Source organism: Kribbella caucasensis, from assembly GCF_004361855.1.
Lineage (GTDB): Bacteria > Actinomycetota > Actinomycetes > Propionibacteriales > Kribbellaceae > Kribbella > Kribbella caucasensis.
In genome coordinates this window covers 270,277-289,664 of the sequence record NZ_SNWQ01000006.1, presented here as the reverse complement: position 1 = coordinate 289,664, position 19,388 = coordinate 270,277, and the positions used below count along the sequence as shown (strand labels likewise).

30 protein-coding genes are annotated in these 19,388 nt (G+C 67.6%); 28 read left to right on the top strand and 2 right to left on the bottom strand.

The window, feature by feature from the left end; translation table 11 throughout:
- Positions 1 to 67: 67 nt before the first annotated feature.
- The 15 genes from rplN (at position 68) to EV643_RS15045 (ending at position 8,466) form a co-directional block, all read left to right on the top strand.
- A complete protein-coding gene (gene rplN, locus EV643_RS15115) occupies positions 68 to 436 on the top strand; it encodes a 50S ribosomal protein L14 (protein WP_012923677.1) in 369 nt (122 codons plus the stop codon).
- A 1-nt stretch (position 437) separates the two neighbouring features.
- Positions 438 to 833, top strand: coding sequence for a 50S ribosomal protein L24 (rplX, locus tag EV643_RS15110; RefSeq protein WP_133800690.1), 396 nt, complete (start codon positions 438 to 440; stop codon positions 831 to 833).
- Positions 833 to 1,405 (top strand): 50S ribosomal protein L5, encoded by a 573-nt coding sequence (gene rplE, locus EV643_RS15105; RefSeq protein ID WP_133800689.1) that lies wholly within the window; start codon positions 833 to 835, stop codon positions 1,403 to 1,405. The genes rplX and rplE overlap by 1 nt, the downstream gene beginning before the upstream one ends.
- A gap of 1 nt (position 1,406) precedes the next feature.
- Positions 1,407 to 1,592, top strand: coding sequence for a type Z 30S ribosomal protein S14 (locus EV643_RS15100; RefSeq protein ID WP_012923674.1), 186 nt, complete (start codon positions 1,407 to 1,409; stop codon positions 1,590 to 1,592).
- 91 nt (positions 1,593 to 1,683) lie between these two features.
- Positions 1,684 to 2,091 (top strand): 30S ribosomal protein S8, encoded by a 408-nt coding sequence (gene rpsH / locus EV643_RS15095; protein WP_133800688.1) that lies wholly within the window; start codon positions 1,684 to 1,686, stop codon positions 2,089 to 2,091.
- A gap of 27 nt (positions 2,092 to 2,118) precedes the next feature.
- Positions 2,119 to 2,661 carry a 50S ribosomal protein L6 gene (rplF, locus tag EV643_RS15090; RefSeq protein WP_133800687.1) on the top strand — a complete coding sequence of 181 codons (543 nt, stop codon included), beginning with the start codon at positions 2,119 to 2,121 and terminating at the stop codon, positions 2,659 to 2,661.
- Positions 2,662 to 2,663: 2 nt separating this feature from the next.
- Positions 2,664 to 3,047 carry a 50S ribosomal protein L18 gene (rplR, locus tag EV643_RS15085; protein ID WP_133800686.1) on the top strand — a complete coding sequence of 128 codons (384 nt, stop codon included), beginning with the start codon at positions 2,664 to 2,666 and terminating at the stop codon, positions 3,045 to 3,047.
- A gap of 30 nt (positions 3,048 to 3,077) precedes the next feature.
- Positions 3,078 to 3,677, top strand: a complete 600-nt coding sequence (rpsE, locus tag EV643_RS15080) for a 30S ribosomal protein S5 (RefSeq protein WP_133800685.1) — start codon at positions 3,078 to 3,080, stop codon at positions 3,675 to 3,677.
- Entirely contained in the window at positions 3,677 to 3,859 is a 183-nt protein-coding gene (gene rpmD, locus EV643_RS15075) for a 50S ribosomal protein L30 (protein ID WP_012923669.1), read from the top strand. The genes rpsE and rpmD overlap by 1 nt, the downstream gene beginning before the upstream one ends.
- A 1-nt stretch (position 3,860) precedes the next feature.
- Positions 3,861 to 4,301, top strand: a complete 441-nt coding sequence (rplO, locus tag EV643_RS15070; protein WP_133800684.1) for a 50S ribosomal protein L15 — start codon at positions 3,861 to 3,863, stop codon at positions 4,299 to 4,301.
- Positions 4,302 to 4,436: 135 nt separating this feature from the next.
- Positions 4,437 to 5,738 carry a preprotein translocase subunit SecY gene (gene secY / locus EV643_RS15065; protein ID WP_133800683.1) on the top strand — a complete coding sequence of 434 codons (1,302 nt, stop codon included), beginning with the start codon at positions 4,437 to 4,439 and terminating at the stop codon, positions 5,736 to 5,738.
- Positions 5,738 to 6,313 (top strand): adenylate kinase, encoded by a 576-nt coding sequence (locus tag EV643_RS15060; RefSeq protein WP_133800682.1) that lies wholly within the window; start codon positions 5,738 to 5,740, stop codon positions 6,311 to 6,313. Before secY ends, EV643_RS15060 begins: the two co-directional genes overlap by 1 nt.
- Before the next feature lie 15 nt (positions 6,314 to 6,328).
- A complete protein-coding gene (gene map, locus EV643_RS15055; protein ID WP_133800681.1) occupies positions 6,329 to 7,153 on the top strand; it encodes a type I methionyl aminopeptidase in 825 nt (274 codons plus the stop codon).
- Positions 7,154 to 7,213: 60 nt separating this feature from the next.
- Complete coding sequence (locus EV643_RS15050; RefSeq protein WP_133800680.1) at positions 7,214 to 7,657, top strand: DUF1707 SHOCT-like domain-containing protein; 444 nt, start codon at positions 7,214 to 7,216, stop codon at positions 7,655 to 7,657.
- Positions 7,654 to 8,466 carry a type III secretion system chaperone family protein gene (locus EV643_RS15045; RefSeq protein WP_133800679.1) on the top strand — a complete coding sequence of 271 codons (813 nt, stop codon included), beginning with the start codon at positions 7,654 to 7,656 and terminating at the stop codon, positions 8,464 to 8,466. Before EV643_RS15050 ends, EV643_RS15045 begins: the two co-directional genes overlap by 4 nt.
- On the opposite strand, the gene EV643_RS15040 is transcribed toward EV643_RS15045, so the two are convergent.
- Positions 8,450 to 9,325 carry an NAD(P)-dependent oxidoreductase gene (locus tag EV643_RS15040; protein ID WP_133800678.1) on the bottom strand — a complete coding sequence of 292 codons (876 nt, stop codon included), beginning with the start codon at positions 9,323 to 9,325 and terminating at the stop codon, positions 8,450 to 8,452. The genes EV643_RS15045 and EV643_RS15040 overlap by 17 nt on opposite strands.
- Before the next feature lie 80 nt (positions 9,326 to 9,405).
- On the opposite strand from EV643_RS15040, the gene EV643_RS15035 reads away from it, so the two are divergent.
- The 12 genes from EV643_RS15035 (at position 9,406) to EV643_RS14980 (ending at position 16,462) form a co-directional block, all read left to right on the top strand.
- Positions 9,406 to 9,744 (top strand): winged helix-turn-helix transcriptional regulator, encoded by a 339-nt coding sequence (locus tag EV643_RS15035; protein ID WP_133800677.1) that lies wholly within the window; start codon positions 9,406 to 9,408, stop codon positions 9,742 to 9,744.
- Between the two features lie 189 nt (positions 9,745 to 9,933).
- Positions 9,934 to 10,155, top strand: coding sequence for a translation initiation factor IF-1 (gene infA, locus EV643_RS15030; RefSeq protein ID WP_012923661.1), 222 nt, complete (start codon positions 9,934 to 9,936; stop codon positions 10,153 to 10,155).
- Between the two features lie 29 nt (positions 10,156 to 10,184).
- Positions 10,185 to 10,298, top strand: coding sequence for a 50S ribosomal protein L36 (rpmJ, locus tag EV643_RS15025; protein ID WP_008361054.1), 114 nt, complete (start codon positions 10,185 to 10,187; stop codon positions 10,296 to 10,298).
- Positions 10,299 to 10,482: 184 nt separating this feature from the next.
- A complete protein-coding gene (gene rpsM, locus EV643_RS15020) occupies positions 10,483 to 10,854 on the top strand; it encodes a 30S ribosomal protein S13 (protein ID WP_012923660.1) in 372 nt (123 codons plus the stop codon).
- Positions 10,855 to 10,892: 38 nt separating this feature from the next.
- On the top strand, positions 10,893 to 11,300 hold the full coding sequence (rpsK, locus tag EV643_RS15015; protein WP_012923659.1) for a 30S ribosomal protein S11: 408 nt from the start codon (positions 10,893 to 10,895) through the stop codon (positions 11,298 to 11,300).
- Positions 11,301 to 11,322: 22 nt separating this feature from the next.
- Positions 11,323 to 11,931: a 30S ribosomal protein S4 gene (rpsD, locus tag EV643_RS15010; protein ID WP_133800676.1), complete on the top strand. Its 609-nt coding sequence runs from the start codon at positions 11,323 to 11,325 to the stop codon at positions 11,929 to 11,931.
- A gap of 102 nt (positions 11,932 to 12,033) precedes the next feature.
- Positions 12,034 to 13,059 carry a DNA-directed RNA polymerase subunit alpha gene (locus EV643_RS15005; RefSeq protein ID WP_133800675.1) on the top strand — a complete coding sequence of 342 codons (1,026 nt, stop codon included), beginning with the start codon at positions 12,034 to 12,036 and terminating at the stop codon, positions 13,057 to 13,059.
- Positions 13,060 to 13,118: 59 nt separating this feature from the next.
- On the top strand, positions 13,119 to 13,676 hold the full coding sequence (gene rplQ / locus EV643_RS15000) for a 50S ribosomal protein L17 (protein WP_133800674.1): 558 nt from the start codon (positions 13,119 to 13,121) through the stop codon (positions 13,674 to 13,676).
- A 68-nt stretch (positions 13,677 to 13,744) separates the two neighbouring features.
- On the top strand, positions 13,745 to 14,557 hold the full coding sequence (gene truA / locus EV643_RS14995; protein WP_133800673.1) for a tRNA pseudouridine(38-40) synthase TruA: 813 nt from the start codon (positions 13,745 to 13,747) through the stop codon (positions 14,555 to 14,557).
- Positions 14,550 to 15,170 (top strand): class I SAM-dependent methyltransferase, encoded by a 621-nt coding sequence (locus EV643_RS14990; protein WP_133800672.1) that lies wholly within the window; start codon positions 14,550 to 14,552, stop codon positions 15,168 to 15,170. The genes truA and EV643_RS14990 overlap by 8 nt, the downstream gene beginning before the upstream one ends.
- A gap of 16 nt (positions 15,171 to 15,186) precedes the next feature.
- Positions 15,187 to 15,708, top strand: coding sequence for a SigE family RNA polymerase sigma factor (locus EV643_RS14985; protein WP_238165592.1), 522 nt, complete (start codon positions 15,187 to 15,189; stop codon positions 15,706 to 15,708).
- A complete protein-coding gene (locus EV643_RS14980; RefSeq protein ID WP_133800670.1) occupies positions 15,701 to 16,462 on the top strand; it encodes a hypothetical protein in 762 nt (253 codons plus the stop codon). Before EV643_RS14985 ends, EV643_RS14980 begins: the two co-directional genes overlap by 8 nt.
- 1 nt (position 16,463) lies before the next feature.
- Here EV643_RS14980 and EV643_RS14975 read toward each other — a convergent pair whose 3' ends face one another.
- Positions 16,464 to 17,219 (bottom strand): hypothetical protein, encoded by a 756-nt coding sequence (locus EV643_RS14975; RefSeq protein WP_133800669.1) that lies wholly within the window; start codon positions 17,217 to 17,219, stop codon positions 16,464 to 16,466.
- A 464-nt stretch (positions 17,220 to 17,683) separates the two neighbouring features.
- Between EV643_RS14975 and EV643_RS14970 the strand changes: the two genes are divergently transcribed.
- Entirely contained in the window at positions 17,684 to 19,366 is a 1,683-nt protein-coding gene (locus EV643_RS14970; RefSeq protein ID WP_133800668.1) for an ABC-F family ATP-binding cassette domain-containing protein, read from the top strand.
- Positions 19,367 to 19,388: the final 22 nt, after the last annotated feature.

Sequence of the window (19,388 nt, the reverse complement as noted above, 5' to 3'; positions counted from 1 at the left end):
TACGAAATCATTCGTTCCGCAAGGCTCACGGAAGTGAGAACCAGCGAGACAACCAGGAGATCAACAGATGATCCAGCAGGAGTCGCGACTGAAGGTCGCCGACAACACGGGTGCGAAGGAGATTCTCTGCATCCGCGTTCTCGGCGGCTCCGGTCGGCGCTACGCCGGTGTCGGCGACACGATCGTCGCCACCGTCAAGGACGCGATCCCGGGCGGTGGCGTCAAGAAGGGTGACGTCGTCAAGGCCGTCGTCGTGCGGACCGTGAAGGAGCGCCGGCGTCCGGACGGCTCCTACATCCGCTTCGACGAGAACGCCGCCGTCATCCTCAAGGCCGATGGTGAGCCGCGTGGTACCCGTATCTTCGGCCCGGTCGGGCGGGAGCTGCGGGAGAAGCGGTTCATGAAGATCATCTCGCTCGCCCCGGAGGTGCTCTGACATGGCAACCGAGTCGCAGCGCAAGCTGCACGTGAAGAAGGGTGACCTCGTCCGCGTGGTCGCCGGCAAGTCCAAGGGTCTCGAGGGCAAGATCATTCAGGTCCTGCCGGATGCCGAGAAGGTCATCGTCGAGGGCGTGAACCGGGTCAAGAAGCACACCAAGGTGCAGCAGGCCCAGCGCGGCGGCACCACGGGTGGCATCGTCACCCAGGAAGCCCCGATCCACGTCTCCAACGTGATGCTTCTGGTCGAGGTCGAGAAGGACGGCAAGAAGCAGAAGGTGACCACCCGCGTCGGCTACAACCGCGTCGAGGTGCAGAAGCGGCGCCCCGACGGCTCGACGTACACCGGTTTCCGGAGCGTCCGGATCGCGCGGCGTACCGGCGAGGAGATCTGATGACCACCGCAGTTACCGAGGCGAAGGTGCAGCCCCGGCTGAAGACCAAGTACCGCGAAGAGATCGTCGGCCAGCTGCAGGAGCAGTTCCGGTTCGAGAACGTCATGCAGGTGCCCGGCCTCACCAAGATCGTGGTGAACATGGGCGTCGGCGAGGCGGCTCGCGACTCGAAGCTGATCGACGGCGCGGTCAAGGACCTGGCCGCGATCACCGGCCAGAAGCCGCAGGTGACCAAGGCCCGCAAGTCGATCGCGCAGTTCAAGCTGCGCGAGGGGATGCCGATCGGCGCCCACGTGACGCTGCGCGGTGACCGGATGTGGGAGTTCCTGGACCGGCTGCTGGCGCTCGCGCTGCCCCGGATCCGCGACTTCCGCGGCCTGTCGCCGAAGCAGTTCGACGGCAACGGGAACTACACCTTCGGTCTGACCGAGCAGGTGATGTTCCACGAGATCAACCAGGACCGGATCGACCGGGTTCGCGGTATGGACATCACCGTGGTGACCACCGCCAAGAACGACGACGAGGGGCGGGCGCTGCTCAAGCAGCTCGGCTTCCCGTTCAAGGAGAACTGACGTGGCGAAGACAGCACTCAAGGTCAAGCAGGCCCGGAAGCCGAAGTTCGCGGTGCGCGGCTACACGCGCTGCCAGCGCTGCGGCCGGCCCAAGGCCGTCTTCCGCAAGTTCGGCCTGTGCCGGATCTGCCTGCGCGAGATGGCGCACCGGGGCGAGCTGCCCGGTGTCACCAAGTCCAGCTGGTGACCGTCTCCTCCTCTGATCTTTTCTCCATTCACCATCTAGTCACCGCAGGTCGCCGAGTGGCGAAACCGCGGCGGGAAAGAGGCCCCAGGCCATGACGATGACCGACCCGATCGCAGACATGCTGACGCGTCTGCGCAACGCCAACCAGGCGTACCACGAGTCGACCTCGATGCCGTACAGCAAGATCAAGCAGGGCATCGCCGACATCCTCCAGCAGGAGGGCTACATCTCCTCCTACAAGGTGGAGGAGCCCAAGGAGGGCGCCGTCGGCAAGACCCTGATCGTGGACCTCAAGTTCGGCCCGACCCGGGAGCGCTCCATCGCGGGCGTCCGCCGGATCAGCAAGCCGGGTCTGCGGGTCTACGCGAAGTCGACCAATCTGCCGAAGGTGCTCGGCGGCCTGGGCGTGGCGATCATCTCCACGTCACAGGGCCTGCTGACCGACCGGCAGGCCAAGAACAAGGGCGTCGGCGGGGAAGTCCTCGCCTACGTCTGGTGACGAAGAACCGGAAGGAGGACCAAATTCATGTCTCGCATCGGTAAGCTCCCGGTCACGGTCCCGTCCGGCGTCGACGTCACGATCGACGGCCAGACGGTCACCGTCAAGGGTCCCAAGGGTCAGCTCTCGCACGTCGTGGCTGAGCCCATCGCGGTCAACCGGGAAGAGGACGGCACCATCGCCGTCACCCGTCCGGACGACCAGCGCAAGAGCAAGGAACTGCACGGTCTGTCCCGCACCCTGATCGCCAACCTGGTGACCGGCGTGACGGCAGGCTACGAGAAGAAGCTCGAGATCGTCGGCGTCGGTTACCGGGTCATCGCCAAGGGCCCGACCCAGCTGGAGTTCTCGCTCGGGTACAGCCACACCATCACCGTGGACGCGCCGGAAGGCGTCACCTTCGCGGTGGAGGCGCCGACCCGGTTCTCGGTCCAGGGGATCGACAAGCAGTCGGTCGGTGAGGTCGCCGCCAACATCCGCAAGCTGCGCAAGCCCGAGCCGTACAAGGGCAAGGGTGTGCGCTACGCGGGCGAGCAGGTGCGCCGCAAGGTCGGAAAGGCTGGTAAGTAACCATGGCGATCGCATTGCGACCCAACAAGCACTCGGCGAAGAAGAGCGCGTCCCGGTTGCGCCGGCAGATCCGCGTCCGGAAGAAGATCAACGGCACCGCCGAGCGGCCGCGGCTGGTCGTCAGCAAGTCGTCCAAGCACCTGTTCGCTCAGGTCATCGACGACGTAGCCGGCGTGACGCTGGTGTCGGCCTCCACCATGGAGGCGGACCTGCGCGGCGCGGAGGCGAACAAGACCGACAAGGCCAAGACCGTGGGCGGCCTGCTGGCCGACCGGGCCAAGGCCGCCGGGATCGACTCGGTCGTGTTCGACCGGGCCGGAAACAAGTACCACGGCCGCATCGCGGCCCTGGCCGACGCCGCCCGTGAGGGCGGCCTCGGCTTCTGACGGCGACACAAAGGGAAGAGGTAGTTCGAAATGAGCGGAGGCCAGCAGCGTCGCGGAGGCGGCGCCGGTGGTGAGCGCCGTAACCGCGACGGTGGTCGTGGTGCGGCAGCTGACAAGACCGCCTACATCGAGCGCGTGGTAGCCATCAACCGTGTCGCCAAGGTCGTGAAGGGTGGTCGTCGCTTCAGCTTCACCGCCCTCGTGGTCGTCGGCGACGGTGAAGGCACCGTCGGTGTGGGTTATGGAAAGGCCAAGGAGGTGCCCGCGGCGATCGCCAAGGGTGTCGAGGAGGCCAAGAAGTCGTTCTTCAAGGTGCCCAGGATTCAGGGCACCATCCCGCACCCGGTCCAGGGTGAGAAGGCCGCAGGCGTCGTGATGCTGCGTCCGGCTGCTCCTGGTACCGGTGTGATCGCGGGTGGCTCGGCGCGTGCGGTGCTGGAATGCGCCGGCATCCACGACATCCTGAGCAAGTCGCTGGGCTCGTCCAACGCCATCAACGTGGTTCACGCCACCGTCGAGGCGCTGCGCAGCCTGGAGACCCCGGAGGCCGTGGCCGCGCGCCGTGGCCTGCCGGTCGAGCACGTCGCTCCGGCGGCGCTGCTGAAGGCGCGGGCGGAGGCGGCTTCCTGATGGCACGCCTGAAGGTGACCCAGACCCGTTCCGGCATCGGTGGCAAGCAGAACCAGCGCGACACGCTGCGGACGCTGGGCGTGAAGCGGATCGGCGATGTCGCCGTTCACGACGACCGTCCCGAGATCCGCGGCATGGTGCGTACGGTTCGCCACCTCATCACCGTCGAAGAGGTTGACTGACATGGCGCTCAAGGTTCATCACCTGCGTCCGGCGCCCGGCGCCAAGACCGCCAAGACCCGGGTGGGTCGTGGTGAGGGCAGCAAGGGCAAGACCGCCGGCCGCGGTACCAAGGGATCGAAGGCCCGCAACAACATCCCCGAGTACTTCGAGGGTGGCCAGATGCCGCTGCACATGCGGCTGCCGAAGCTGAAGGGCTTCAAGAGCAGGAACCGAGTGGAGTTCCAGGTCGTTAACCTGGACAAGCTCGGACAGCTGTTTCCCGAGGGCGGCGAGGTCGGCGTGACCGAGCTGGTCGCCAAGGGCGCGGTCCGTAACGGTCACCCGGTGAAGGTGCTGGGTGACGGCGAACTGACCGTGGCACTGCAGGTCTCGGCACACAAGTTCTCGAAGTCCGCCAAGGAGAAGATCGCGGCGGCCGGAGGGACGACCACCGAGGTGTGAGTGCCAGGGCTCGTGCGAAGCCGGCGTTTGTTATTGTCACGCTGGAGTTTCGGACGAGCCCTGGTTCGTCTCATGCCCGGCTGCTTTGCTAGGCCCCTGCCCTGACCGGGCAGTGGATACTTGTGGGAGGACAGGGTGTTAGGCGCCTTTGCCAACGCGTTCAAGACTCCGGACCTGCGCCGGAAGATCTTGTTCGTGCTCTTCATCGTCGTGATCTTCCGGATCGGCTCGGTCGTTCCGGCGCCCGGCGTCAACGTCAGGTCGCTTGACGTCTGCCTGAACCAGGCGACGTCCGGAGCGAACGCGAACCTCTACAACCTGATCAACCTGTTCTCCGGCGGCGCGCTGCTGCAGCTCGCGATCTTCGCGCTCGGCATCATGCCGTACATCACCGCCAGCATCATCCTGCAGCTGCTCACCGTGGTCATCCCGCGGCTGGAGTCGCTGAAGAAGGAAGGCCAGGCGGGCCAGGGCAAGATCACCCAGTACACCCGGTTCCTGACCGTCGGCCTGGCGATCCTGCAGGCGACCGCGTTCGTCGCGCTCGCCCGCACCCCCGGCCGGCTGTTCCAGGGCTGCAACGAGCCGCTGCTGCACGACGACAGCTGGTTCCCGGTCGTTGTGATGGTGCTCACCATGACCGCCGGTACGGGTGTGGTGATGTGGCTCGGTGAGCTGATCACCGACCGCGGCGTCGGCAACGGCATGTCGATCCTGATCTTCACCCAGATCGTGGCGACCTTCCCGTCCCAGCTGTGGAGCATCCGCAAGCAGAACGGCCTCGCGACCTTCGTCGTGGTGCTCGTCATCGGGTTGGTGATCATGGCCGCGGTCATCTTCATCGAGCAGGCCCAGCGCCGGATCCCGGTGCAGTACGCCAAACGGATGGTCGGCCGGAAGATGTTCGGCGGTACGTCGACCTACATCCCGCTGAAGGTGAACCAGGCCGGTGTGATCCCGGTCATCTTCGCCTCCAGCCTGATGTACCTGCCCGTACTGGTCAGCCAGTTCCGTCAGGACGAGAAGTGGGCGATCTGGATCCAGGGCAACCTGGTCAAGGGCGATCACCCGATCTACATGGTGACGTATGTCGCCCTGATCATCTTCTTCACGTACTTCTATGTCTCGATTACCTTCAACCCGAAGGAAGTTGCAGACAACATGAAGAAGTACGGCGGCTTCATCCCCGGAATCCGGGCGGGCCGGCCGACCGAGGAGTACCTCTCCTACGTCCTGTCCCGTATCACGTTGCCGGGCGCGATCTACCTCGCGGTGATCTCGATGATCCCGTTGGTCGCGCTGGTGCTCTTGAACGCCAGCCAGAACTTCCCGTTCGGTGGTACGTCGATCCTGATCATGGTCGGCGTCGGACTGGACACGGTGAAGCAGATCGAGAGCCAGTTGCAGCAGCGTAACTACGAAGGGTTCTTGCGCTGATGAGAATGTTGCTGATGGGTCCGCCCGGGGCCGGTAAGGGCACGCAGGCAAAGGTGCTTGCGGAGCGTCTCGGGATCCCGGCCGTGTCCACCGGCGACATTTTCCGGCAGAACGTCAAGGAAGAGACCGAGCTGGGTCTCGAGGCGAAGCGGTACATGGACGCGGGCAACTACGTCCCCGACGAGATCACCAACGCGATGGTCCGCGACCGGCTCTCCGAGGCGGACGCCGGCGACGGCTTCCTGCTCGACGGGTACCCGCGGACCCTGCCGCAGGTGGACACCCTGGACGAGATCCTCGCCGAGCACGGGCACCAGCTGCACGCCGTGGTCGCGCTGATCGCCGACACCGACGTGCTGGTCGAGCGGATGCTCAAGCGGGCCCGGACCGACGGCCGGACGGACGACTCCGAAGAGGTCATCCGGCACCGGCAGGACGTGTACGCCGCCGAGACCAAGCCGTTGCTGCAGGTGTACGCACAGCGCGGCATCCTGGTCGAGGTGGACGGCGTCGGCGAGATCGACGAGGTCAGCGAACGTGTGCTGACCTTGCTGAAGTCCGTCACCGACGAGTAGGCCAGCAGAGTTTCGATGATCTTCAAGGACCGCGGGATCGAGATCAAGACCCGCGAGCAGATCCTGACCATGCGTAAGGCCGGCCTGGTGGTCGGCCGCACGCTGGAACTGCTCCGCGGCGAGGTGAAGGCCGGGATCAGCACCGCTGAGCTGGACGCGATCGCCGAGGACAACATCCGCTCGTCCGGCGCGACCCCGTCGTTCAAGGGCTACCACGGGTTCACCGGTTCGATCTGCGCCTCGGTCAACGCCGAGATCGTGCACGGCATCCCGGGTGACCGGGTGCTCGCCGACGGCGACATCATCTCGATCGACTGTGGCGCGATCGTCGACGGCTGGCACGGCGACGCCGCGATCACGGTGCCGGTCGGCACGGTGGATCAGGAATTGCTCGACCTGGCCCGGGTCTGCGAGGAGTCGATGTGGCGTGGGTTCGCCGCCGCGAAACTCGGTGGCCGGCTGTACGACATCTCGGCCGCGATCGAGAACCACGTCCGCGCCAACTCGTCGTACGGGATCGTCGAGGACTTCGTCGGGCACGGCATCGGGTCGGCGATGCACCAGCCACCGAACGTGCCGAACCTGGGCCGGGCCGGACGTGGCCCGAAGCTGGTCGAGGGGATGGCGCTCGCGGTGGAGCCGATGCTCACGCTGGGCAAGCAGGACAACCACACGCTCGAGGACGACTGGACCGTCGTCACCGACGACGGCAAGGCCGCGGTCCACACCGAGCACAGCTTCACCCTGACCCCGCAGGGCAGCTGGGTGCTGACCGCCCTGGACGGCGGCGAGACCGAGCTGGCGAAGCTCGGCGTCAGCTGCGGCGCGCTCGCCGACTGATCAACCGGGTCCATCCATCGGGGGACGACCGGCGATCCTCGGCTGAGGCACACTTGAGACATGCCTCAGTACCAGCCTCACCAGCGGTTCACCGAGGCCGACCGGGACAAGATCGCCGGCCGGTTGCGGGACGCCTTCGCCGACGGGCGGCTGGACCAGCCGGAGTTCACCTCCCGGCTCGACCAGCTCTACTCCGTGCAGACCTACGGTGAGCTGGAACCCCTGGTGCGCGATCTGCCGCCGGCCAGGACGTACTCGACGCCTGAAGTGGTGAAGGACGCCAAGCCGGCGCCCGAGCCGGGGCAGTTCCCGGAGCGCAAGAAGCAGAACGAGCCGAACGCCCGGCAGGCGATCGGCGGTTTCACCGGCGTTGTGCTGATCAACGTGGTGATCTGGTTCGTGATCGGGCTCGGCAGCGGTGGCCACTGGCCGTACTTCTGGCCGGTCTGGTTGCTGATTCCGTGGGCGTTCATCGCCCTGGGCAGCCTCGGAAAGCGACGTTGACCTCCGCCCCGGTCAGTCGCCGGACCCTGCGGCCGCGCCTGCGCCCGGCCCTGGTCTGGCAACTGCGGCAGGGCTCGACGCTGGTCTACGTGCTGTGGTTCGCGGTCGCCGCGCCGCTGGTGATCGCCGGTCTGCTGCTCGAACCGCGCTGGGTCGGCTGGATGGTGCTCGGCTGGTTCCTGGTCCTGATCGGATTCACCGTGTACAGCCGGATCGCCGACGGCCGCGAGCGGAAGGCCTGGAGCGACGCGATTCGCCAGCTGGGCTGGCAGTTCAGCGCGTCCGACCCGGCCGTGCTCGAGCGCTGGCCGTTCCCACCCTTCGACGTCGATCCGGCCGCGGAGGTCTTCGACGTCACCACCGGCCGCCATCGTGGCCGTCAGCTGATCACCGGCCGGTTCCAGCACCGGGTACGCCGTCGCCGGCTGGGGTTCGACTTCCTCGATCTCGAGGTGGAGCGACCGCTACCGCCGTTGCAGGTGTTGCCGTCCTCGTTGGCGCCACTCGCCGCGGCCAGTCTGCTGCCGCTGCCACTGGACGTCCCTGAGCTGACCGAGGCCTACTGCCTGTTCAACGGCCGGGAGGACCACGCGCTGGAGGTGCTCCACCCGCAGGCCGTGGAGGCGCTCGCGCAGGTGCCGCCCTTCGGCTTCAGCTGCGAAGGGCGGCGTTTCGTCGCGGTCCTGCCCGCCTACCGCGGCACCAGTACTGCGCTGGCGCAGCTCGACGCCGCCTGCGACCTGCTGGACCTGATGCCGGAACACATCTGGCAGGCAGGCGAGCAATGGGCCGCTACCCGGCCGTCTTGAGCAGCAGCCGGACCATGGCCCCCAGATCCTCATCGCCATGACCCGCGGCGACCGCGCGGTCGAGCAGGTCCCGGATCGGGGTCAGCAGGAGCGGATCCACCCCGTGTTCCTCGGACGCGTCGATCAGGTTGACGAAACCGGCCGCCTGCATGGCCAGGTTCGAGCCGGCCGCACCCGGCGCGGCGCCGTACTCGAGATCGTTGGCGATGCCGGGGAGTGACGCCATCATCGCGGTCAGCCAGGGGACGAGCAGTTCGCCGGTGAACGCGGTCGGTGAGATCTTCTCGGTGGAGATCAGTGCGAGGGCGTGCTCGGCCCCGCCGAACATGCCGTACATCGCACTGAGCAGGGCCAGATCGTGCAACGCGGCCAGACCCGCGTCACTGCCGACGTACTGCGGACGCGCGAGGGCGGCCAAGTCGGTCTGATAGCGCTCGAACGCGACCGGTGAACCGCTGTAGAGCACGAACGCGGCCGGTCCGCCGATCATCGACGGGACCGCCATGATCCCGCCGTCCAGGTACTCCGCGCCCTGCTGGGCGGCCCATTCGGCGGCCCGGCGGGCCTGGAGCGGGGTTCCGTTGGTGAGGTTGACCAGGGTCCGGCCGGACAACTCGGTGGCGGCCGGTTCGAGGGTGGTCCGGACGGAGGCGTCGTCGAGTAGGCAGACGACGACCAGAGGGCTGACCGCGATCGCGTCCGCGACGGTCTTCGCCCGGCCGGCGCCGAGGTCGTCGAGTTCGGGGGAGCGGCCGGGGGTGCGGTTCCAGACGGTGGTCGGGTGGCCGGCGGCCAGGAAGGCCCGGGCGAGGGCGGTCCCCATCGCGCCGAGACCGAGGACGGTGATCGGTGTCTTCATGGGGACCAGCCTGGCCGGAGTACTTTAAAGTGGACAAGTACCCACTAATTGGTCAGGTACTGACTGAAAGGTAAGTGACGATGGTCGCCGCGATGCCGTACAGCTGTGGTCTCGACGCCGCCTCGGACGTGATCGGTGGGAAGTGGAAACCGCGCATCCTCTGGGCGCTGCACCACGGGCCGCGCCGGTTCGGGGAGCTGCGCAAGGAGATCCCGGGCGTCACCGAGAAGATGCTGATCCAGCAGCTGCGGGAGCTGGAGAGCCGCGACATCGTGCACCGCGAGGTCTACCACCAGGTGCCGCCGAAGGTGGAGTACTCGCTGACTACACTGGGTGAGTCGCTGAACGAGGCGCTGGCCCCGCTGGACGCCTGGGGCGCCGACCATTTGGCCGCGCTGGAGCTCACTCGCTCCGCGTGAGGGCCCGATTGGGTTTCCGGCCGGTAGGTGGCGTACACTCTTTCCTTGGCTCTTTGTAGCCTCTGCTCGTGCTGCCCGCGGCTGCTCGACGTGTACGTTCCGTACGCCGTTGGGAGGGTGGTTCTCGCCGGGGTTGCGAGCCACTGGCAACACCCAACCATCAGTAGTCGTCTACAGAAGTGCGAGGACATGCCCAAAAAAGAGGGAGTTATCGAACTCGAGGGCACCATCGTCGAGGCCCTGCCGAACGCGATGTTCCGTGTTGAGCTGTCCAACGGGCACAAGGTGCTCGCGCACATCAGCGGCAAGATGAGGCAGCACTACATCCGGATCCTCCCCGAGGACCGGGTCGTCGTGGAGCTGTCGCCGTACGACCTCACCCGGGGTCGCATCGTCTACCGGTACAAGTAACCAAGCCACCTGTCGAAGAAAGAAGCTCGATGAAGGTCAATCCGAGCGTCAAGAAGATCTGCGACAAGTGCAAGGTGATCCGCCGTCACGGCCGGGTCATGGTGATCTGCGAGAACCCGCGGCACAAGCAGCGGCAAGGCTGACCAGCCTTACCTCGAGCAGCATCTGCACTTTCGCACCACAGCGCGCACGCTCGTCCGGCACCAGCAACAAGCCGGACGTCGCCCCCGGAACAGAGGCCGGGGCCTTGCCGGTGAACAAACTCACCGAGGCGGGCAAGGACGCGGCGCGCCACCACACCTCTGCCGACGAAAGGAACACCGCCACATGGCACGCCTCGTAGGGGTCGACCTGCCGCGCGACAAGCGCATCGAGGTCGCTCTCACCTACATCTTCGGTGTAGGTCGTACTCGCGCCCTGAAGACGCTCGAAGCCACCGGGATCTCCGGTGACAAGCGCGTCCACGAACTGGGCGACGAGGAGCTGGTGAAGCTCCGGGACTGGATCGAAGGCAACTACAAGATCGAAGGTGACCTCCGTCGCGAGGTGACCGCGGACATCCGCCGAAAGATCGAGATCGGGTCGTACCAGGGTCGCCGGCACCGCAGCGGCCTGCCGGTGCGTGGTCAGCGCACGCGGACCAACGCCCGCAGCCGCAAGGGTCGTCGCAAGGCGATCGCCGGCAAGAAGAAGAAGTGACCCGGATGACTTTCGACCACCCCAGGAGTATCTGACCTATGCCTCCCAAGAGCCGCACCGCGGCCGGCGCGAAGAAGGTGCGCCGCAAGGAGAAGAAGAACGTGGCCGCCGGCCACGCGCACATCAAGAGCACGTTCAACAACACGATCGTGACGATCACCGACCCGACCGGCGCGGTCATCTCGTGGGCTTCCGCGGGCACCGTCGGCTTCAAGGGTTCGCGCAAGTCCACCCCGTTCGCCGCGCAGATGGCCGCCGAGGCGGCCGGCCGGCGCGCGATGGAGCACGGCATGCGCAAGATCGACGTGTTCGTGAAGGGTCCCGGCTCCGGCCGTGAGACCGCGATCCGTTCGCTGGGTGCCGTCGGCCTCGAGGTCGGCACCATCCAGGACGTCACCCCGACCGCCCACAACGGCTGCCGCCCGCCCAAGCGGCGCCGGGTCTGATCTTCCGAGAGGAGCACACATAATGGCCCGTTACACCGGACCCATGACCAAGAAGTCGCGCCGTCTCGGGGTCGACCTCGTCGGTGGCGACAAGGCGTTCGAGCGTCGTCCGTACCCGCCGGGTATGCACGGCCGCGGCCGTCCGAAGGAGAGCGAGTACCTGCTCCAGCTGCGCGAGAAGCAGAAGGCCCGCTACTCGTACGGCGTGCTGGAGAAGCAGTTCCGCCGGTACTACGAGGAGGCCTCGCGGCGCTCCGGCAAGACCGGTGACAACCTGCTGATCATCCTGGAGTCCCGGCTGGACAACGTGGTTTACCGCGCCGGCCTGGCCCGGACCCGCCGGCAGGCACGTCAGCTCGTCGTGCACGGTCACTTCACCGTGAACGGCATCAAGGTGAACATCCCGTCGTACCGGGTGGCTGCGCACGACGTCATCGACGTCAAGCAGAAGTCGGCCGAGACGACGCCGTTCATCATCGCCCGGGAGACGCACGCCGAGCGCGTCGTCCCGGCTTGGCTCGAGGCGCTGCCGGACCGGCTGCGGATCCTCGTCCACCAGCTGCCCACCCGGGCACAGATCGACACCCAGGTCGCCGAGCACCTGATCGTCGAGCTCTACTCGAAGAACTGATCCGGACCCCGCCGGCGGCTCACGAGCCGCCGGCGGGCCCGGCCGGTTTCTTCACATCGCGACCTCAAATAGTGGTCGTCGCGACAGACAAGGAACACCGAAGTGCTAATTGCCCAGCGCCCCACCCTGACCGAAGAGGTTGTCGACGAGCACCGCTCGCGGTTCGTGATCGAGCCGCTCGAGCCGGGCTTCGGCTACACCCTCGGCAACTCCATCCGCCGCACCCTGCTGTCGTCCATCCCGGGCGCCGCCGTGACCAGCATCAAGGTCGACGGCGTGCTGCACGAGTTCTCGACGGTTGCCGGGGTCAAGGAAGACGCCACCCAGCTGATCCTGAACCTGAAGGACCTGGTCGTCTCCTCCGAGCACGACGAGCCGGTCACCATGTACCTGCGCAAGCAGGGGCCCGGTGACGTGACCGCCGCCGACATCGCGCCGCCGGCCGGTGTCGAGGTGCACAACCCGGACCTGAAGATCGCCACCCTGAACGAGAAGGGCCGGCTCGAGATGGAGCTGGTCGTCGAGCGGGGCCGCGGTTACGTCTCCGCGATCCAGAACAAGTCCGCCGACGCCGAGATCGGCCGGATGCCGGTCGACTCGATCTACTCGCCGGTCCTCAAGGTCACCTACAAGGTCGAGGCGACCCGGGTCGAGCAGCGCACCGACTTCGACCGCCTCGTGGTCGACGTCGAGACCAAGCCGTCGATGCTGCCCCGCGACGCCGTCGCGTCGGCCGGTAAGACCCTGGTCGAGCTGTTCGGCCTGGCCCGCGAGCTGAACGTCGAGGCCGAGGGCATCGACATCGGCCCGTCGCCGGTGGACGAGCAGATGGCCGCCGACCTGGCCCTGCCGGTCGAGGACCTGCAGCTGACCGTCCGGTCGTACAACTGCCTCAAGCGCGAGGGCATCCACACCGTGGGTGAGCTGATCTCGCGCAGCGAGCAGGACCTGCTGGACATCCGCAACTTCGGCTCCAAGTCGATCGACGAGGTCAAGCTGAAGCTGGCCGAGATGGGCCTGTCGCTGAAGGACTCGCCCCCCGGCTTCGACCTGCGCGCCGCCGCCGAGGCGTACGGCGACGACGCCGAGGACGAGGACGAGAGCTTCGCCGAGACCGAGCAGTACTGAGCACGCACGGCCCATCCCAAGGCCCGCACCGGGCCTGAGATTTCCTGGAGTAAGACAAGATGCCAACCCCCACCAAGGGTGCCCGCCTCGGCGGCAGCCCGGCGCACGAGAAGCTGATCCTCAGCAACCTCGCGACGGCGCTGTTCGAGCACGGCGCGATCACCACCACCGCGACCAAGGCCAAGCGCCTGCAGCCGCTGGCGGAGTCGATGATCACCAAGGCCAAGCGTGGTGACCTGAGCTCGCGCCGCCAGGTGATGAAGCGGATCAAGGACAAGAGCGTCGTGCACGTGCTCTTCACCGAGATCGGCGAGCGGTACGCCGACCGGCCGGGCGGCTACACCCGGATCACCAAGCTCGGTCCGCGCAAGGGCGACAACGCCCCGATGGTGAAGATCGAGCTGGTCGAGGCGCTGGCCGACTCGCCGAAGGCCAAGAAGTCCGCCGCGAAGAAGGCTCCGGCCAAGAAGGCGGCCGCCAAGAAGGCCGCGGCCAAGGACGAGGCCAAGACCGAGGACGTGCAGGACGAGGTCAAGGACGAGACCAAGGTCGAGGACGTCGTCGAGGACGTTCAGGACGCCAAGGTCGAGGAGACCAAGGCCGCCGAGGACAAGTAACACCTCAGCATCAGCAGCGCCCCTTCGCCCTTTTCGGGTGGAGGGGCGCTGTTGCGTTAGATTGCCCTGTGCGTTGGCGGATAGACCTGAGGTATGACGGCACGGCTTTCCACGGCTGGGCCCGTCAGGAGGGCCTCAGGACCGTGCAGGGAGCCCTGGAAGAGGCCCTGCGGACCGTACTGCGGGTCGCGGAGCCCCCGGTCATCACCTGCGCCGGCAGAACCGACACCGGCGTACACGCGCGCGGCCAGGTCGCTCATGTGGACCTCGACAGCCCTGTAACCGGCAGAGACCTGCTCAGAAGGCTCAACGGCGTCCTGCCCGAGGACGTGTCCGTCACGGCCGTCACGGAGGCACCAGAGGGCTTCGACGCGAGGTTCTCCGCTCTCGCCCGGCGCTACGTCTACCGGCTGTGTGACGACCCGGCCGGCTGGGACCCGTTGCGCCGTACCGAGGTACTGCGAGTCGTACGTCCGCTGGACGTCGACCGGATGAACACCGCCGCCCACCAACTCCTCGGCGAACACGATTTCGCCGCCTTCTGCAAGAAACGCGAGGGCGCCAGTACGGTCCGGGCGCTGCTGGAGTTCTCCTGGGCTCGGGTGTCACCGGGGCTGCTGGAGGGCACGGTGGTCGCCGACGCGTTCTGTCACTCGATGGTGCGGGCCCTGGTCGGCTCGATGATCCCGGTCGGTGACGGCCGGCGCGATGTCGACTGGCCGGCCGGTGTGCTCGCGGGGAAGGTCCGCGACTCGGCCGTTTCCGTCCTGCCCCCGCACGGGCTCACCCTGGAGGAAGTGCGGTACCCCGCCGACGACGAACTGGCCGCGCGGGCATTGCAGGCTCGCCAAGTCAGGGGAGAGGTGCACCAGCGTGGCTGACCACTACTTCTCGTCCGAACCCACCTCAGCCGACGTGCGCCGTACAGTGCAGGCCCGGATCTGGGGACGGGACTACACGTTCACCACTGCGACCGGCGTCTTCTCCAGGGACCGCCTGGACATCGGTACTGCGGTGTTGCTGCGCGAAGTGGAGCCGCCCACAACCGGTGGAACGTTCCTCGACCTCGGAGTGGGGTACGGGCCGATCGCGTGTGCACTGGCGGTCGAAGTACCGGAAGCGCAGGTGTGGGGCGTCGACGTGAACACCCGGGCGCTGGACCTCACCACGGAGAACGCGAAGGCAGCCGGGGTCGCCGATAGGGTCCACCCGGTGCTGCCGGACGACGTACCGGAGGACCTGCGGTTCGACCAGCTCTGGTCGAACCCGGCGATCCACATCGGCAAGCCGGAGCTGCACAGGATGCTGCTGCGCTGGTTCGGCCGGCTGAAACCAGGTGGCGTGGCCTGGCTGGTGGTCGGGAAGAACCTGGGCGGTGACTCGCTGCAGCGGTGGCTGACCGAACAGGGCTATCCCTGTCAGCGGGTCGCGAGCGCCAAGGGCTTCCGGGTGCTGAAAGCTACTGCAACGAATCCGGGCACTTCGCCGTCCTGAGGGTATGGAGGTCGCCTTGGCAGCCGCAGAGGCAGAGACCAGCGCACTCGACTTCGAGCTGTTCGTCACCGAACGGGCCGACGCGCTGCTGCGGTTCGCCTATGTGCTGACCGGGGACCGGACCCTGGCCGAGGACGCGGTACAGGACGCGCTGACGACGGCCTGTGCGCGCTGGAGCCGGGTGAGCCGGGCCGACGACCCAGAGGCGTACGTGAAAAGGATGGTGGTGAACGCGCACATCTCCTGGTGGCGCCGGTTCCGTCGCCGCGAATCACCTGCGGCGGATCCGGACCGGACCGTGCCGCCCTCCCCGGACGGACACGCCGCCCGGGCGGACGCCGAGGCAGTCTGGGAGTTGTGCAAGACCCTCCCGGACCGGCAGCGGGCGGCAGTGGTACTCCGGTTCTACGAGGAGCTCTCGTACGCCGAGATCGGGGTACTGCTGCATTGCGCGGAGGCGACGGCGAGATCGCATGTGCACCGGGCGCTGGCAGTACTGAAGAACACGCTGAGCAAGGAAGGAGCCGAGGATGCCTGACTCCGAGAACGGACCTGAGCATGAGCTCGGCCCCAAGTTCGCCGACGCCTTCCAGACCAAGGCCGACGGCGTCCGCGCGCTGCAGGCCCGGGGGATGGCCAACGAGGCCCGCCGACGGGTGCGGAAGCGGCGGCACAACCTGATCGCCGCGGCGGCCGCCGTGCTGGTCGTGGGCGGGATCGGCGGCGTGTGGACCGCTGTGGGCGGCCCGTCACCGGTCGCCACCAGTGCCGACAACAGCAGCGCCGGCGCAGGAAGCGGGGAGGAGAAGGCGCAAGCTCCCCAGACGGACGGAACGACCTGCGCGGACCGTGACCCGGGCATCAGCACCCAGAACTACACGCAACCGCCGGCTGTCCGGGGCCTTGACCTCGAGTCGCCTGTGTACGGTCTCCTCGCCTGCCGCTACCGGCTCGTGAGCGGTGGTACGGCGCTCCTGGGCTCCCACTTCTTCAGTGCGGCCGAAGCGCAGCAGGTCGTCGACTCCATCAAGATCCTGCCCGAGCGCAACCCGGCCCTCCCGGTCTTCAAGTGCGCCCCGGAACAGGCCCGCCCACAGGAGTTGATCGTGCTGCTCTTCGACACGGCCCAGGGGCAACGCGAGGTCTGGGTCCAGTACGACGGCTGCGCCGACGCCGGCTTCTTCACCGGCAGCCGCACCTACGGCCTGTACGCCGCCCCGCTGAAGCTGTTCATGATCGGCAACCTCCGCCCGACCAGCGGCACCTACCTGGACCACCTGACCGGCTGGTGACTCACTCCACGGCAGGTCCGCGCCCGGGCCTGTCGTGCAGCCGGCGGACGTTGTCGGGGACCCCTGCCTGCTCGGCGGCCGACAGACCTGCGCTCTGCCGCGACCCAGGTACGTCCAGGAACTTCCGCAGCTGGGCGATCTCCGGATCCTGGACCACTGCCGCGGTCGCCGCCGGAACGGCGGATTCCTGCCGGGCCTTGTTCTCCCGGTGCATCCGGATGAGGTCACCCCTGGACATCCGCATCCGGGGTGGCTCGGCGGAGGTCCCGTTCTGCTCCTGCCAGCCGCGGTAGTGGTTCTCGACCTCCGTCACCGCCTGTTCGACGCGCCCGATCGCCGCCTCAGCGGTGTCGGTGCCGATGACAGCCCGTTCCTCCTTGCTGAACACGCCACTGAGCTCAGGGGTCCGCAGGTCGGCGAGTTCCATCTTCAGTCCCGCGGTCAGCTTGTCCTGGACCTGGCCGCGGTGCGCATCCGGAACCAGACCGTCGAGCCGATGGTCGATCACCAGGTCGCCGATCTTGTTGAAGCGCTGCGTCCGCTCGGTGCCCTCGATCTCCGCGCGGACCTGATCGGGCTGCAGCCTGGTGATCTCCGCCAGACCCTGGAGCATCCGGTCGTTGCCGGCGTTGTAGCCGTCGTAGATCTGGATACCGTCCGCGGCCAGCACCTCCGGAGCCACCTCGCGCAGGCCGAGGTCCTCCAGGACGACGACGTCGTTGCGGTAGGTCCAGGTGTCGGCGAAGGCCTCCTCCATCGCCTGCTCCGCAGCGCCCGGACGGCTTGCTCCACCTCCGCGATTCGCGCCGGGTCCGGTGCTTCCGACCGAACCGCCGCCGCGAACAACCGCTGGGCCGCCAGGAACTCCGGACTGGACGGTGCCGGCGGGCCCGCGAGCAACTTCGGCAAAGCCTCGATCCGCCGGACGGCCCGCTGCCGTTCCGTCTCGTCCTCGACCCGCTCCGCCATCGGCCGCAACCGGCCTTGGGCAGCCGCGACAGCCTCGGCATCAGCGCCGTACAGCCGGTCCAGCGACCGCTGCAACTCAGCCTCCACCGCGGCATACGAAAGCCCGTTCATCCCCGCGCCGATCCGCGCTCCGGGCGCTCGTGCGGCCGGGTCGCCGTGGTGGCAGCCGGAGCCTCGCTCATGGTCCTCCCTCGAGTCGGAGCAGACGATAACGGTTCGCGGTGGCATGGGGTTGGCGGCCAGACTGGGGGGATGGGGCATGTGGACGTGGCCGGTGTCGGGTACGAGTTGCCGGACGGGCGGGTGTTGCTGGACGACATCACGTTCCGGGTCGGGGACGGGGCCAAGGTGGCGCTGGTCGGGGCGAACGGGTCGGGCAAGACGACCTTGACCCGGATCATCGCCGGCGACCTGAAGCCGCACAGCGGGAGCATCGGGCGGTCCGGTGGGCTCGGCGTGATGCGGCAGTTCGTCGGCTCGGTGCGGGACTCGTCGACGGTCCGGGACCTGATGCTCGGGGTCGCTCCGGCCGCGATCCAGGCGGCCGCGGCGAAGCTGGACAAGGCCGAGCTGGCGATGATGGAGGCCGAGGACGAGAAGACCCAGCTGCGGTACGCCCAGGCGGTCTCGGACTGGGGCGAGGTCGGCGGGTACGACGCCGAGGTGCTCTGGGACGTCTGCACCATGGCCGCGCTCGGCATCCCCTTCGACCGGTGCCGTTGGCGCGAGGTGCGGACGCTGTCGGGCGGTGAGCAGAAGCGGCTCGTGCTGGAGGCGTTGCTGCGCGGTCCGGACGAGGTACTGGTCCTGGACGAGCCGGACAACTACCTCGACGTCCCGGGCAAGCGCTGGCTCGAGGAGCAGCTGAAGACGACGCCGAAGACCGTGCTCTACATCAGCCACGACCGCGAGCTGCTGGCCGAGACCGCGACCCGGATCGTCACTGTCGAATTAGGTGCCGCGGGCAACACCGCCTGGACACACGGCGGTGGTTTCCGCACGTACCACGAGGCGCGGCGGCACCGGTTCGAACGGTTCGAGGAACTCCGCCTGCGCTGGGACGAGGAGCACGCCAAACTGCGCACGATGATGCTGATGTACAAGCAGAAGGCGGCGTACAACTCAGACATGGCGTCTCGCTATCGGGCGTCCCAGACCCGGTTGCGCAAGTTCGAGGAGGCCGGGCCGCCGGAGGCGATCCCGCGCGAGCAGAAGGTCAGCATGCGACTCACCGGCGGCCGCACCGGCAAGCGCGCGGTGGTCTGCACCGGGCTGGAGCTGACCGGCCTGATGAAGCCGTTCGACCTGGAGGTCTGGTACGGCGAACGCGTGGCCGTCCTCGGCTCGAACGGCTCGGGCAAGTCCCATTTCCTCCGCCTGCTCGCGAACGGCGGCTCCGACCCGGACGTCGAACACCAGCCGGTCGGAGACGTCGCGATCCCGTCGGTCGCGCACACCGGTAACGCCAAACTCGGTGCCCGGGTCCGGCCCGGCTGGTTCGCGCAGACGCACGAGCACCCCGAGCTGGCCGGTCGCACCCTGTTGGAGATCCTGCACCGGGGTGACGACCACCGCGACGGCATGGGCCGCGAGCTCGCTTCCCGCAAGCTGGATCGGTACGAACTCGCGCACGCCGCCGAGCAGAGCTTCGACAGTCTCTCCGGCGGCCAGCAGGCGCGGTTCCAGATCCTCCTGCTCGAGCTCTCCGGCGCGACCCTGCTGCTCCTCGACGAGCCGACCGACAACCTCGACGTCGAGTCCGCCGAGGCCCTGGAGGAAGGCCTGGACGCCTTCGACGGCACCGTCCTGGCCGTCACCCACGACCGCTGGTTCGCCCGCGGCTTCGACCGCTACCTGGTCTTCGGCGCCGACGGCTCCGTCTACGAGTCCACCGAGCCCGTTTGGGACGAAGGCAGGGTCGAACGAGCTCGTTAAGAGCTACGCCGCGACCACGTCC